Annotated in this window: 13 protein-coding genes; 6 read left to right on the forward strand and 7 right to left on the reverse strand. The window is 62.1% G+C overall.

Annotated features, from left to right (window positions below; translation table 11 throughout):
- Position 1: 1 nt before the first annotated feature.
- The gene (gene lnt, locus INT12_RS02530; RefSeq protein ID WP_017848329.1) at positions 2–1,525 is read left to right on the forward strand and encodes an apolipoprotein N-acyltransferase; all 1,524 of its coding nucleotides are present in this window, start codon (positions 2–4) and stop codon (positions 1,523–1,525) included.
- 124 nt (positions 1,526–1,649) lie between these two features.
- On the opposite strand, the gene INT12_RS02535 is transcribed toward lnt, so the two are convergent.
- A complete protein-coding gene (locus INT12_RS02535; RefSeq protein ID WP_017848330.1) occupies positions 1,650–2,411 on the reverse strand; it encodes a YdcF family protein in 762 nt (253 codons plus the stop codon).
- A 107-nt stretch (positions 2,412–2,518) separates the two neighbouring features.
- On the reverse strand, positions 2,519–2,836 hold the full coding sequence (locus tag INT12_RS02540) for a hypothetical protein (protein ID WP_046381934.1): 318 nt from the start codon (positions 2,834–2,836) through the stop codon (positions 2,519–2,521).
- 262 nt (positions 2,837–3,098) lie between these two features.
- On the opposite strand from INT12_RS02540, the gene leuS reads away from it, so the two are divergent.
- The 5 genes from leuS (at position 3,099) to INT12_RS02565 (ending at position 9,190) form a co-directional block, all read left to right on the forward strand.
- The gene (gene leuS / locus INT12_RS02545; protein WP_177029862.1) at positions 3,099–5,705 is read left to right on the forward strand and encodes a leucine--tRNA ligase; all 2,607 of its coding nucleotides are present in this window, start codon (positions 3,099–3,101) and stop codon (positions 5,703–5,705) included.
- A gap of 89 nt (positions 5,706–5,794) precedes the next feature.
- A complete protein-coding gene (gene lptE, locus INT12_RS02550; RefSeq protein WP_017848334.1) occupies positions 5,795–6,400 on the forward strand; it encodes an LPS assembly lipoprotein LptE in 606 nt (201 codons plus the stop codon).
- 39 nt (positions 6,401–6,439) lie between these two features.
- Positions 6,440–7,477 (forward strand): DNA polymerase III subunit delta, encoded by a 1,038-nt coding sequence (gene holA / locus INT12_RS02555; protein ID WP_046381932.1) that lies wholly within the window; start codon positions 6,440–6,442, stop codon positions 7,475–7,477.
- A gap of 161 nt (positions 7,478–7,638) precedes the next feature.
- Complete coding sequence (arfA, locus tag INT12_RS02560) at positions 7,639–7,803, forward strand: alternative ribosome rescue factor ArfA (protein ID WP_003176285.1); 165 nt, start codon at positions 7,639–7,641, stop codon at positions 7,801–7,803.
- Between the two features lie 61 nt (positions 7,804–7,864).
- On the forward strand, positions 7,865–9,190 hold the full coding sequence (locus INT12_RS02565; protein ID WP_104904381.1) for a lytic murein transglycosylase: 1,326 nt from the start codon (positions 7,865–7,867) through the stop codon (positions 9,188–9,190).
- Between the two features lie 128 nt (positions 9,191–9,318).
- Here INT12_RS02565 and INT12_RS02570 read toward each other — a convergent pair whose 3' ends face one another.
- From INT12_RS02570 to INT12_RS02590, 5 genes are all read right to left on the reverse strand, one after another.
- Positions 9,319–10,251 carry a S66 peptidase family protein gene (locus INT12_RS02570; protein WP_057005929.1) on the reverse strand — a complete coding sequence of 311 codons (933 nt, stop codon included), beginning with the start codon at positions 10,249–10,251 and terminating at the stop codon, positions 9,319–9,321.
- Between the two features lie 151 nt (positions 10,252–10,402).
- Positions 10,403–11,404 carry a lipoyl synthase gene (lipA, locus tag INT12_RS02575; RefSeq protein ID WP_167379504.1) on the reverse strand — a complete coding sequence of 334 codons (1,002 nt, stop codon included), beginning with the start codon at positions 11,402–11,404 and terminating at the stop codon, positions 10,403–10,405.
- 26 nt (positions 11,405–11,430) lie between these two features.
- A complete protein-coding gene (gene lipB / locus INT12_RS02580; RefSeq protein WP_017848339.1) occupies positions 11,431–12,078 on the reverse strand; it encodes a lipoyl(octanoyl) transferase LipB in 648 nt (215 codons plus the stop codon).
- Entirely contained in the window at positions 12,078–12,353 is a 276-nt protein-coding gene (locus INT12_RS02585; protein WP_017848340.1) for a DUF493 domain-containing protein, read from the reverse strand. The genes lipB and INT12_RS02585 overlap by 1 nt, the downstream gene beginning before the upstream one ends.
- An 85-nt stretch (positions 12,354–12,438) precedes the next feature.
- Positions 12,439–13,596, reverse strand: a complete 1,158-nt coding sequence (locus INT12_RS02590; RefSeq protein WP_102616986.1) for a D-alanyl-D-alanine carboxypeptidase family protein — start codon at positions 13,594–13,596, stop codon at positions 12,439–12,441.
- Positions 13,597–13,634: the final 38 nt, after the last annotated feature.

The following is a 13,634-nucleotide window of genomic DNA, read 5'->3' on the forward strand; positions in this document are numbered from 1 at the left end:
CATGCGCCGTTTCATCGCACCCGGCTGGCCCGGCAACTTGTTGGCCGTGGTGGCTGGCGCCATCACCACCCTGGCGCTGGCGCCATTCGATCTGTGGCCGCTTGCGTTGGTCGCGGCCGGATTGTTCTATATCGGGCTGCGCGAGCTGTCCCCACGCCAGGCCCTCGGCCGTGGCTGGTGTTTCGGTTTCGGCCTGTTTGGCGCCGGCACCAGCTGGATCTACTACAGCATCCACCACTTCGGCGGCGCTTCGGTGTTGCTGGCTGGCTTGCTGATGCTGGCGTTCACCGCCGCCATTGCCTTGTTCTTCGCCCTGCCCGCCTGGTTGTGGGCGCGCTGGCTGCGGCGCAATGAAGCGCCACTGGCCGATGCCCTGACGTTTGCGGCGCTGTGGGTCGGCCAGGAAGCGTTCCGGGGCTGGTTCCTGACCGGTTTTCCCTGGTTGTACTCCGGTTACAGCCAACTTGACGGCCCCCTCACCGGCCTCGCGCCGCTGGGTGGGATGTGGCTGATTTCCTTCGCCCTGGCCTTGACCGCCGCCCTGCTGTGCAACCTGCCGCGCCTGCTGGCGACCCAGCGCAACGCCTTCATTGGCGCTGGCCTGTTGCTGCTGGTGGCGCCCTGGGCCATCGGCCTGGCCCTCAAGCATCACGCCTGGACTTCACCGTCCGGCGACCCGCTGAGCGTGGCGGCGATCCAGGGTAACGTCGAACAAAGCATGAAGTGGGACCCCGAGCAGCTCAATGCACAACTGGCGCTGTACCGCGACATGAGCTTCAGCTCCAAGCGGGTCGACCTGCTGATATGGCCGGAAACGGCCGTGCCGGTGCTCAAGGAATCCGTCGAGGGCTACCTCGGGATGATGGGCAAGTTCGCCGCCGAACGGCACACCGCGCTGATTACCGGCGTGCCGATTCGCCAGGAAGTGCATCACCAGAAGCGCTACTACAACGGCATCACCGTCGTGGGCGAAGGTGACGGCACCTACCTCAAGCAGAAGCTGGTGCCCTTCGGCGAGTACGTGCCGCTGCAGGACATGCTGCGCGGCTTGATTGCCTTCTTCGACCTGCCCATGTCGGACTTCGCCCGCGGCCCGTCCGACCAGGCGATGCTACAGGCCAAGGGCTATCAGATTGCGCCGTTCATTTGCTATGAAGTGGTCTACCCGGAATTCGCCGCCAGCCTCTCGGCCCAGAGCGACTTGCTGCTGACCATCAGCAACGACACCTGGTTCGGCACCTCCATCGGCCCCTTGCAGCACCTGCAAATGGCGCAGATGCGTGCGCTGGAAGCCGGCCGCTGGATGATCCGCGCCACCAACAACGGCGTGACCGGGCTGATCAACCCGTATGGGCAGATCACCGCGCAGATCCCGCAGTTCGAGCGCGGCATCCTCTATGGCGAAGTGGTGCCGATGCACAACCTCACGCCGTACCTGCAATGGCGTTCGTGGCCGCTGATCGTGGTGTGCCTGGTGTTGTTTGGCTGGGCGCTGCTGGCCGGCCGAATGTCCAAAACCGTCTAACAGAATCAAACCGAACCCAATGTGGGAGGGGGCTTGCCCCCGATAGCAGTGTGTCAGTCAGTAGATTTGATACTGATACACCGCAATCGGGGGCAAGCCCCCTCCCACATTTTGATTTGCGGTGCTATCGGTAGAACAACCGATACCCCACCTGCCCCACCGCCTCATTGAGCAACTGCCCGCTCTGCCACACCGACTTGAACTCCGGCATCCAACCACCCAGCGGCCGCGCGTTATCCTCGCCGAGGAAGCCGACCGGCGCCGGCACCACGCTGAAACCGGCTTTTTCAAAGCTCCAGACCGCACGCGGCATATGCCAGGCCTGGGTCACCACCACGACGCGCTTGATCCCTTCGGGCAACAGAATCTCGGCACTCATCTGCGCATTTTCCCAGGTGGTGCGGCTGCGCTCTTCCTTCCAGCGCACCGCCACATCGAAGTCGTCCCGCATCGATACCGCCATCAACTCAGCTTCGCTGGGCGGTGTGCCGTAGTGCAAACCGCCGCTGGTCAGCACCGGCAGCCCGGAGGCCTTGGCCAATCGCGCGGCGTAGCGCTGACGCTCCAGCCCGATGCCGGTTGGCTGGTCCGAACCCCAGGCCGGGTCGCCACGCTCGCGCCCCGAACCCAGCACCACAATGGCATCGGCGCGCCGGGCCAGGCTCGACCAGTCCTCCCGGGCCAACGGCGGCGCCGTCTCCAGGGCGCGCGCGCCCCACTCCACCATGATCGGCAGGCTCATCAGCCACATCCCGCCCAGGCCGAGGGCAAAGCAGCAGCCGGCCAGGCGCGGGCGGCTGCGGCGAAACCACCAGGCAAGGGCCAGCAACAGCAAGAGAATGCCGGGCGGCAACAGCAGTTGTTTGATGAAATAACGAATAGGCATCGAGCATCTCCATAGATGCCCGAAGCCTAAGGTGTAACGGGGTTTAGCGACAATCTTTACAAGAACGAAGCAGAGTCAGCGATGATCAGGAAACTAAGGGGCATGTATTACTTGAACCGCACGGACCGATGTTTTTCCGGACCGCGAGCGGCTGACACATCCTTGAGCCACACCACCTTGGCCGACCGCACGGGCTCGTTGGGCGGCGTGCTCGCCACGCCGGTAAAAGCCGAACGTTCGTTCCTTGCCAGGTAAGCCTTGATCAGTTCCAGCTCCGCGTGGCTCAAGCCTCGCAGTTCCAACTCGACGGGCTGCTCATCACGCAATCGACCCGCCGTACTTGCTGCATCCAATGCACGACCCAAACGGTCGATGAGTCCTTGGTACACATCCGGTTTAGATAACATTCGCTGCGATTCCACCATCCCCTCACCTCATTGAAGATAAGACTCACTCCCCAATAAACAGCGTAGCCCCCATGGCTGCGCCTGCCCGGCGCCGCGACAGACGGCCTCGACCGCGCAATCAGGGTTTCCCTCGATAGAGTGGGGTCATGTATGCTACGGCGCTTCCTGTAACTCCACTTCCCGCAGGGTTTGGGCACGGACGCGGCGCTTTATGGTGTCGGCCAGCTCGGACAATGCACCGAAGAGGATTAGGCCACCCCTATTCAGTTCAAAAGTAGCCATGCACGAACAATATCAGCCCCGTGAAATAGAAAATGCCGCCCAAACCTTCTGGGACGAGCAAAAGTCCTTTGAAGTCAGTGAACAGCCGGGCAAGGAGACGTTCTATTGCCTATCGATGTTCCCTTACCCCAGCGGCAAGCTACACATGGGGCACGTGCGTAACTACACCATCGGCGACGTGATTTCCCGTTACCAGCGCATGCAAGGCAAGAATGTCCTGCAACCCATGGGTTGGGACGCCTTCGGCATGCCGGCGGAAAACGCCGCGATGAAGAACAACGTAGCGCCCGCCAAGTGGACCTACGAAAACATCGCCTACATGAAGACCCAGCTGCGCAGCCTGGGCCTGGCGGTGGACTGGTCCCGCGAAGTGACCACCTGCAAGCCGGACTACTATCGCTGGGAACAATGGCTGTTCACCCGCCTGTTCGAAAAAGGCGTGATCTACCGCAAGAACGGTACCGTGAACTGGGACCCGGTCGACCAGACCGTGCTCGCCAACGAGCAGGTGATCGACGGTCGCGGCTGGCGTTCCGGCGCGCTGATCGAAAAACGCGAAATCCCGATGTACTACTTCAAGATCACCGCCTACGCGGATGAGCTCTTGTCGAGCCTCGACGACCTGCCGGGCTGGCCTGAACAGGTCAAGACCATGCAACGCAACTGGATCGGCAAGTCCAAGGGCATGGAAGTGCAGTTCCCGTACAACGTCGATTCGATCGGCGAAGCGGGCACCCTCAAAGTCTTCACCACCCGTCCGGACACCCTGATGGGCGCGACTTACGTCGCCGTGGCCGCGGAACACCCGCTGGCCAGCCAGGCCGCACAGAACAACCCTGAGCTGCAGGCGTTCATCGCCGAATGCAAAGGCGGCAGCGTGGCGGAAGCCGACGTCGCCACCCAGGAGAAAAAAGGCCTGCCGACCGGGCTGTTCGTCGAGCACCCGCTGACCGGCGAAAAATTGCCAGTATGGGTCGCCAACTACGTGCTGATGCACTACGGCGATGGCGCAGTAATGGCTGTGCCGGCCCACGACGAACGCGATTTCGAATTCGCCACCCAGTACAACCTGCCGATCAAATCCGTGGTACGCACCAGCTCGGGCGACACCAACCCGGCCCCGTGGCAAGACGCCTACGGCGAGCACGGTGAATTGATCAACTCCGGCGAGTTCGACGGCCTGGACTTCGCCGGCGCCTTCGACGCCATCGAAGTCGCGCTGATCAAGAAAAACCTCGGTGCCTCGCGCACCCAGTTCCGCCTGCGCGACTGGGGCATCAGCCGCCAGCGTTACTGGGGCTGCCCGATCCCGATCATCCACTGCGAAACCTGCGGTGACGTGCCGGTGCCGGAAGACCAGTTGCCGGTAGTCCTGCCGGAAGACGTGGTGCCGGACGGCGCCGGTTCGCCTTTGGCGCGCATGCCTGAGTTCTACGAGTGCAGCTGCCCGAAATGCGGCCAGCCAGCCAAGCGCGAAACCGACACCATGGACACTTTCGTCGAGTCCTCGTGGTACTACGCCCGTTATGCCTCGCCGCACTACGAGGGTGGCCTGGTCGAGAAATCGGCGGCCGACCACTGGTTGCCGGTGGATCAGTACATCGGCGGTATCGAACACGCCATTCTTCACCTGCTGTACGCGCGCTTCTTCCACAAGCTGATGCGCGACGAAGGCCTGGTCAGCTCCAACGAGCCGTTCAAGAACCTGCTGACCCAGGGCATGGTGATCGCCGAGACGTATTACCGTCGCGAAGCCAATGGCAGCTACACCTGGTTCAACCCGGCGGATGTCGAGCTCGAGCGCGACAGCAAAGCCAAGGTCATCAGTGCCAAGCTGATCGCCGACGGCCTGCCGGTGGAAATCGGTGGCACTGAGAAAATGGCCAAGTCGAAGAACAACGGCGTCGACCCACAGTCGATGATCGACCAGTTCGGCGCCGACACCTGCCGCCTGTTCATGATGTTCGCCTCGCCGCCGGACATGAGCGCCGAATGGTCCGACTCCGGCGTCGAAGGTTCGCACCGTTTCCTCAAGCGCGTCTGGCGCCTGGCCCATGCCCATGTCAGCCAGGGCCTGCCGGGCAAGCTGGATGTGGCCGCCTTGAGCGACGAGCAGAAAGCCATTCGCCGCAGCACCCACCTGGCCATCAAGCAAGCCAGCCAGGATGTGGGCCAGAACCACAAGTTCAACACCGCCATCGCCCAGGTGATGACGCTGATGAACGTGCTGGAAAAAGCCCCGCAAGCCACCGAACAGGAGCGTGCGCTGGTTCACGAAGGCCTCGAGACGGTCACCTTGCTGCTGGCCCCGATCACGCCGCACATCAGCCACGAACTGTGGCACCGCCTGGGCCACAGCGAAGCCGTCATTGACGCCCGCTGGCCGGTGCAGGATGACGGCGCGCTGGTTCAGGACACGCTGCAGCTGGTGATCCAGGTCAACGGCAAACTGCGTGGCCAGATCGACATGCCGGCCAGCGCCAGCCGCGAAGACGTCGAAGCGGCCGCGCGCTGCAACGAGAACGTGCTGCGCTTTACCGAAGGCCTGACGATCCGCAAAGTGATCGTCGTGCCGGGTAAACTGGTCAACATCGTCGCCAGCTAAATCGGATCGGGCGCAGGGCTTGAGCGCTGCGCCGAACTAAACCTTCAGGGCCTCGATAAGGCCCGCATGGTTTCAAGGGGAGCAATAAAATGATCAAACGCAATTTGCTGGTGATGGGCCTTGCTGTGCTGCTGAGCGCTTGCGGCTTCCAGCTGCGCGGTACCGGCACCAATGAACTGACCATCAAGGAATTGGACGTCAGCGCCCGCAACGCCTACGGCGAAACCGTTGTGCAACTGCGCGACACCCTGAAAAACAGTGGCGTACACGTCTACACCGGCGCGACCTACAAGCTGTTCCTGGCCGACGAGAAAGAAACCCAGCGTAACCTCAGCTACGCCAGCGCCGGCCGTGCGTCCGATATCGAGTTGATCACTTCGTTGACGTTTGAAATGCAGGGCCGCGACCATCTGCCGTTGATGGGTGACAAGATCGAAGTGCAAAAGGTCGTGAGCCACGATGGCAACAACCTGGTGGGCTCGGACTCGGAAATGACCCAGGTGCGCAAAGAAATGCGTCGTGAGCTGGTCCAACGCGTGATGCTGCGCCTGCAACAGCTGACGCCGGAAAAACTGGAACTGCTGCAACAGACCGCCGACAACAAGGCCAAGGCTGACGCTGACGCCCTGAAAGCCGCGCAAGAGTACGAAAACAACACGCCGAAACAATCGCCTGTTGAAGTCCCTGTAGACTAAGCCAGACGGGGCGCCCCAGGCGCCCCGTTCATCGCGCCTATGAAACTCGCCCCCGCCCAACTCGCCAAACACCTGCAAGGTGCTCTCGCGCCTGTCTATATCGTCAGCGGCGATGACCCGTTGCTGTGCCAGGAAGCGGCAGACGCCATTCGCACCGCCGCGCGCCAGCAAGGCTTCGACGAACGCCAGGTGTTCAGCGCCGACGCCAGTTTCGACTGGGGCACGCTGCTGCAAGCCGGCGCGAGCATGTCGCTGTTTGCCGAAAAACGCCTGCTGGAACTGCGCCTGCCGTCGGGCAAGCCCGGCGACAAGGGCGCGGCGGCCTTCATCGAGTACTGTTCGCGGCCTGCCGAAGACACGGTGTTGCTGATCAGCCTGCCCAAGCTCGACGGCAGCGCGCAGAAAACCAAGTGGGGCAAAGCGCTGGTGGAAGGGGCACAGACCCAGTTTATCCAGATCTGGCCGGTGGACAGCAATCAGTTGCCGCAGTGGATTCGTCAGCGCCTGTCCCAATCGGGGCTGTCGGCCACGCAGGACGCCGTGGAACTGATCGCCGCCCGGGTCGAAGGCAACCTGCTTGCCGCCGCCCAGGAGATCGAAAAGCTCAAGCTGATGGCCGAAGACGGGCAGATCACCGTCGAAACCGTACAAGGCGCGGTGGCTGACAGCGCGCGTTTTGACGTGTTCGGGCTGGTGGACGCCATCCTCAACGGCGAGCCTGCGCACGCCCTGCGCATGCTCGAAGGGCTGCGCGGTGAAGGCGTGGAACCGCCGGTGATTCTCTGGGCGCTGGCTCGCGAGTTGCGGGTACTGGCCAATATTGCGCTGCAATACAGCCAGGGCACGCCGTTGGACAAATGCTTCAGCCAAGCCAGACCGCCGGTCTGGGACAAGCGCAAACCGCTGATGAGCAAAGCCCTGCAGCGGCACTCGGCGCAACGCTGGGCGCAACTGTTGCTCGAAGCCCAGCGCATCGATGCGCAAATCAAGGGCCAGGCAGCGGGTTCGCCGTGGATGAGCCTGAGCCGTTTGTCACTGCTGATGTCTGGCCAGCGCCTGACATTACCTGCCGAATAACCCCCCCTCTTAAAAACACCGCAAAACCAATGCGGGATGGGGCAAGCCCCCTCCCACATGTTGGCTGCATTTGTATTTCAAAAAACTTGTCGGGCTTTACAGCGGCCAGACTTCGGCAGATGATTTGCACCGCTGCATCCCACCTGAAGAGAGTAACGACCATGAGCAAAAAGCCATCTAAGCATGGCCCCAACAAGGCCAAATCCATCATCGCCCAGCCACTGTTCCGCAGCCGTCAGGAACGCGCCGGCAAGGGCAAAGGCAGCTACCGCCGCGAAGCCTTCCAGTCTAATAGCTGGGAGGCTTCTTACTTTCTGGCCGCCTGAAGGCAAGCGCCCCTCCGGCATGATAAGGTCAGCACTTGATTTGTAATCCCTGGACCTGTGCATGCCCTCTAGTCTTTCCCGTCGTTGGCACCTTCGCCAATTGATCGCTGCCTCCAGCCTCATTCTGCTTGTCGCCTGCGCGGAAAAACCTACCGCCGCAGATGCTCAACCCTTGCCGACACTGTCGACCGCACCGGTCGTAGCGCCCGCTGTCGTGGCCCCGCTGGCTGTGGATAACCTGGACATCCAGCCCACCCAGACCTTTGCCGAATGGCAGGCCGGTTTCCGTGCGCAAGCCTTGAAGGCCGGCATTACCCCAGCCGTGTTTGATATCGCCTTCGCCAACGTCACCCCGGACATGGCGGTGATCCGCGCCGACCGCAGCCAACCGGAATTTTCCCGCCCGGTGTGGGAATACCTCGACGGCGCCCTGTCGCCAGTACGCGTGCGTAATGGCCGGGCACTATTGGTCAAGCACGCCGACATCCTGCAAAGCATCGAGCAACGTTATGGCGTCGACCGCCAGGCGCTGGTCTCGGTGTGGGGCATGGAAAGTAACTTCGGTCAGTTCCAGGGCAATAACTCGGTGATCCGTTCCCTCGCGACCCTGGCCTACGAAGGCCGGCGCCCGGCCTTTGCCCAGGCGCAATTGCTCGCGGCGCTGCAGATCATCCAGCACGGCGATATCCAGGCCGACCAGATGCGCGGTTCGTGGGCCGGCGCCATGGGCCAGACCCAGTTCATCCCGACCACCTACAACACCCACGCCGTGGACTTCGACGGCGACGGTCGCCGCGACATCTGGAACAGCCCGGCCGACGCCCTCGCCTCCACCGCGCATTACCTGCAAAGCTCCGGCTGGCAGAAAGGCCAGCCGTGGGGTTTCGAAGTCAAACAACTGCCGGCCAACTTCGATTACACCCTGGCCGACGGTGGCGTGCGCAAGACCGTCGCCGACTGGCTGAAGCTGGGCATCCAGCTGCCACCGGGAGCGAGCATGCCGCCTAACGTCGACCAGCTCTCCGCCGCCCTGCTGCTGCCAGCGGGTTACCGTGGCCCGGCGTTCCTGGTGCTGGATAACTTCCGCGCAATCCTCAAGTACAACAACTCGTCGTCCTACGCACTGGCCGTGGGCCTGCTGTCGGAACGGTTCGGCGGAAGTGGTGTGATTCGTGGCGATTGGCCGAAAGATGAACTACCGCTGAGTCGTTCCCAGCGCATCGACCTGCAGACCGTACTCAGCAGCAATGGCTATGACGCGGGCAACCCGGACGGGATTATCGGCGCCAACACGCGTAAGGCGATCCGTGCGGCGCAACAGTCACTGGGCTGGCCGGCGGATGGTTATCCGACGGTGAAGTTGCTGGAGTCGTTGCAGAACCGTTAGATCGGCTTATGGCGACTACCGCTATCGGGGGCAAGCCCCCTCCCACATTTTGACCGCGTACATCCTTTGAAATGCAGTCAAATGTGGGAGGGAGCTTGCTCCCGATAGCGGTTTAGCAGACGACAGATTCAGCGGTTGAACACCACATCCTGCTCCAACACCACCCGCTGCTCCCCCGCATCCAACCGCACACGCGCGCCCATCGGCAGCGTCACGTTCGGATCGCAATGCCCACTGCGCCAGCCAGACAGCACCGGAATGCACAGCGGTTCGAAGGTCTGCTTCAGCAGCCGCTCCAGCGCGGTGCTATCCACCCCCGCCACGTCCCCCACCAACACACCTGCTACCTGAGCCAGCTTGCCGGTCAGGCGCAGATGCGTCAGCAAGCGGTCGATGCGGTAGATCGGCTCATTGACGTCTTCGATAAACAGGATGATGCCCTCGGCATCGATTTCGTAGGACGTCCCCATCATGGCCGCGATCATCGATAGGTTGCCGCCGAGCAAGCGCCCACAGGCGATACCGGGCTCGATCGTGGTCAATGGGTAGGCCACCGGGTGCGCCAGCACGCTGCCTGCACCTACCTGGCCACGCAGCATGTTGAACAACGACGACTCGGTGGGTGGCTGCTTGTCGCCGAGCAGGTCGGCATTCAGCATCGGGCCGTGGAAGGTCACAAAACCGGCATAGCGGTTGATTGCCAGGTGCAACGCAGTGATATCACTGTAACCCACGAAAGGCTTGGGGTTGGCGCGCAGCAGGTCGAAGTCCAGGCGGTCCAGCAGGCGGGGCGTGCCGTAGCCGCCGCGCAGGCAGAAGATCGCATCGATATCAGGGTTGGCGAAGGCGGCGTGCAGGTCGCGCAAGCGCACGTCATCGCTGCCGGCCAGGTAGCCGTCGCGTTCATATACTCCGGGGAAGATGCGTAGCTCATAGCCACGGGCGCGCATCCACTGCCCGGCTTTTTCCACGTCCAGCGCGGCAGGGCCGGCGGGTGCGATCAGGCCGATGGTGGCTTCAGAACGCAATGCAGGTACGGCGGCGGCTAGTCGACTGGTCATCCCTGATTCTCCCTATATGACGCGGAACGAAATGTGGGAGGAGGCTTGCCCCCGATAGCGCTGAATCAGCCAGTACCTGTAGCGACTGACACACTGCCATCGGGGGCAAGCCCCCTCCCACATTGGATCTGCGGTGTTGCGCAGATCTGTATTACGAAATCAGGCTAGCCTTGACCAGCTTGGCCTGCTCATCGGCGTGGTACGAGGAACGTACCAGCGGGCCCGACGCGACGTTCTTGAAGCCCATCTTGTAACCTTCCTCGGCGAACCAGGCGAAGGTGTCCGGGTGAACGAAACGCTGTACCGGCAAGTGGCTGCGCGATGGTTGCAGGTATTGGCCGAGGGTCAGCATGTCGATGTCGTGTTCGCGCATGCGCTGCATGACTTCGATCACTTCCTCGTCGGTTTCGCCCAGGCCGAGCATCAGGCCGGATTTGGTCGGGATGTGCGGCATCATCTGCTTGAATTTCTGCAGCAGGGTCAGCGACCACTGGTAGTCCGAACCTGGACGCGCCGCCTTGTACAGGCGTGGCACGGTTTCCAGGTTGTGGTTGAACACATCCGGCGGCTCGGCGGCGGTGATTTCCAGCGCGACGTCCATGCGGCCACGGTAGTCCGGCACCAGGGTTTCGAGCATCACGTCCGGCGACAGCTTGCGGATTTCGCGGATGCAGTCGGCAAAGTGCTGGGCACCGCCGTCACGCAGGTCGTCACGGTCGACGGAGGTGATCACCACGTACTTGAGTTTCAGGTCGGCGATGGCGATGGCCAGGCTTTCCGGCTCGTTGACGTCCAGCGGCTTCGGCCGGCCGTGGCCGACGTCGCAGAACGGGCAACGACGGGTGCAGATGTCACCCATGATCATGAACGTGGCAGTGCCGCCGGAGAAGCATTCGCCCAGGTTCGGGCAGGACGCTTCTTCGCACACGCTGTGCAGCTTGTGCTTGCGCAGCAACGCCTTGATACGGTCGACTTCCGGCGAGACCGGGATACGCACGCGAATCCAGTCAGGTTTTTTCGGCAGTTCGGTGGTCGGGATGATCTTGACCGGGATGCGTGCAACCTTCTCGGCGCCGCGCAGCTTGACGCCGGCTTCCACCTTGGCACGCGGGGCCGGGGCCGAACGTTCGGTGACGTCCAGCGTCGGGATCATGGTTTGCACTGCATCAGTAGTCATAATCAGTCGATTCCGCCCGTAAGGGTCGTCTGCTCAGCATAGTCGAGGTGTTTGACGAGCTGCGCACGCAGCCGGGTACTTACCTCGGCAAATTTAATCGGTGTGGCGTGGTCGCTCAACTGGGTCATCGCCAACCCGGCATAACCGCACGGGTTGATGCGCCGGAACGGCGCCAGGTCCATGTCCACGTTCAACGCCAGGCCATGAAACGAACAACCGTGGCGAATGCGCAGCCCCAGGGAAGCGATTTTCGCACCATCCACATACACACCGGGTGCATCGGGCTTGGCCACGGCGCTCACGCCGTAACTGGCCAACAGCTCGATCAGGCAAGCCTCCATACGGTTCACCAGGTCGCGCACGCCAAACCCCAGCTTGCGCACATCCAGCAGCAGATACGCCACCAGTTGACCGGGCCCATGGTAAGTCACTTGACCCCCTCGGTCGACCTGCACCACCGGAATATCACCCGGAAGTAGCAGATGCTCGGCCTTGCCGGCCTGGCCCTGGGTGAACACCGGCGGGTGTTCCACCAGCCAGATCTCATCGGGTGCCGAGGTGCCGCGCTCGTTGGTGAAGCGCTGCATCGCGTGCCAGACGGGCTCGTAGTCCATCCGGCCGAGCTCGCGAAAGCCCAGGACCTGTGGCATCACAGCACCATATGTACGAAGCCGGTGGCCCGCAGTTCGCTGTTGATGTCGTAAAGCTGGTCTTGACCGGTCGCAACGATGTGCAACTGGATCGTGGTGTACTTACCGTTGGTGCTCGAACGCTCATCCACACGGTTGTCGTTGATCGTCGCGTGTTTACGCACGATGTCGAGAATCTTGTCCTTGTTGCCCACACCGGTATCGCTGATCACCTTGACGGGATAATCCGTCACCGGGAATTCGATCTTTGGCGCCTTTACTTCTTTATCGGTCATGGCGTAACGGCCTCGTAAGCGTAAGCCGTGGCGACGGGCAAAGCCCCGCGTCGGATCAACACGGGGCTTTGCAGGTGCACACTTATCAGTTGAACAAGCTGTAGAAGAACAGGCGGATGCTATCCCACACGCGGCGGAAGATACCACCCTCGTCGACGGCATCCAGGGCGATCAGGTCGGCACTGTGTACCACTTTATCGTCCAGCTTCACTTCGACCTTGCCGATCACGTCGCCCTTGGCGATTGGCGCAACCAGGTGCGGGTTCATGGTCATGCTGGCCGCGAGCTTTTTCAGCTGGCCTTTAGGCATGGTCAGGGTCAGGTCTTCAGCCAGGCCGGCCTTGACTTGCGAGGTCGCGCCTTTCCATACCGGCGCGGTCGCCAGTTCAGCACCCTTCTGATAGAAGGTCTGGGTTTCGAAGAAGCGGAAACCGTAGGTCAGCAGTTTTTGCGTCTCGGCCGCACGGGCCTGCTCGCTGTTGGTGCCGAAGACCACGGCGATCAGGCGCTGGCCATCACGCACGGCGGACGACACCATGCAGTAGCCGGCTTCTTCGGTGTGGCCGGTTTTCAGACCGTCGACGGTCTTGTCGCGCCACAGCAACAGGTTGCGGTTAGGCTGCTTGATGTTGTTCCAGAAGAATTCCTTCTGGGAGTAGATCGCGTAGTGGACCGGGTCGACACGAATGATCGCGCGCGCCAGGATCGCCATGTCGTGAGCCGACGAGTAGTGCTCTGGGTTCGGCAGACCGGTCGGGTTCATGAAGTGGCTGTTGGTCATGCCCAGGTCGGCCACGGTTTTGTTCATCATGTCGGCGAACGCGTCTTCGCTGCCGGCGATGTGCTCGGCCAGGGCGACGCTGGCGTCGTTACCCGACTGGATGATGATGCCGTGCAGCAGGTCGCTGACCGTCACCTGCGAGCCGACCTTGATGAACATCCGCGAACCACCGGTGCGCCAGGCGTTTTCGCTGACGGTCACCGGGTCGTTTTCGCCGATCTGGCCGCGACGGATTTCCAGGGTCGCGATATAGGCTGTCATCAGCTTGGTCAAGCTGGCAGGCGGCAGGCGCTGGTCACCGTTGTTTTCCACCAGCACGTTGCCACTGGCGGCATCCATGAGGACCCAGGCCTTGGCGGCCAGTTGCGGTGAAGCCGGCACCATTTCAACCGCCCAGGCGGCCGGGGTGATGATCAGCGAGATAAGCAGGCACGTGCGTTTGGCTAAGGTGATGATGTTCATCCGTCTCTCGAAATTACGTATGGAAACTTGCCCTCGCG

Source organism: Pseudomonas sp. K8 (genome assembly GCF_014889455.1).
Taxonomy (GTDB): Bacteria; Pseudomonadota; Gammaproteobacteria; order Pseudomonadales; family Pseudomonadaceae; genus Aquipseudomonas; species Aquipseudomonas veronii.

Bases quoted from the DNA above. Each gene is read 5' to 3' on its own strand.
- lnt (WP_017848329.1), top strand. From the start codon at position 2: ATGCGCCGTTTCATCGCACCCGGCTGGCCCGGCAACTTGTTGGCCGTG.
- INT12_RS02535 (WP_017848330.1), bottom strand. From the start codon at position 2,411: ATGCCTATTCGTTATTTCATCAAACAACTGCTGTTGCCGCCCGGCATT.
- INT12_RS02540 (WP_046381934.1), bottom strand. From the start codon at position 2,836: ATGGTGGAATCGCAGCGAATGTTATCTAAACCGGATGTGTACCAAGGA.
- leuS (WP_177029862.1), top strand. From the start codon at position 3,099: ATGCACGAACAATATCAGCCCCGTGAAATAGAAAATGCCGCCCAAACC.
- lptE (WP_017848334.1), top strand. From the start codon at position 5,795: ATGATCAAACGCAATTTGCTGGTGATGGGCCTTGCTGTGCTGCTGAGC.
- holA (WP_046381932.1), top strand. From the start codon at position 6,440: ATGAAACTCGCCCCCGCCCAACTCGCCAAACACCTGCAAGGTGCTCTC.
- arfA (WP_003176285.1), top strand. From the start codon at position 7,639: ATGAGCAAAAAGCCATCTAAGCATGGCCCCAACAAGGCCAAATCCATC.
- INT12_RS02565 (WP_104904381.1), top strand. From the start codon at position 7,865: ATGCCCTCTAGTCTTTCCCGTCGTTGGCACCTTCGCCAATTGATCGCT.
- INT12_RS02570 (WP_057005929.1), bottom strand. From the start codon at position 10,251: ATGACCAGTCGACTAGCCGCCGCCGTACCTGCATTGCGTTCTGAAGCC.
- lipA (WP_167379504.1), bottom strand. From the start codon at position 11,404: ATGATCCCGACGCTGGACGTCACCGAACGTTCGGCCCCGGCCCCGCGT.
- lipB (WP_017848339.1), bottom strand. From the start codon at position 12,078: ATGCCACAGGTCCTGGGCTTTCGCGAGCTCGGCCGGATGGACTACGAG.
- INT12_RS02585 (WP_017848340.1), bottom strand. From the start codon at position 12,353: ATGACCGATAAAGAAGTAAAGGCGCCAAAGATCGAATTCCCGGTGACG.
- INT12_RS02590 (WP_102616986.1), bottom strand. From the start codon at position 13,596: ATGAACATCATCACCTTAGCCAAACGCACGTGCCTGCTTATCTCGCTG.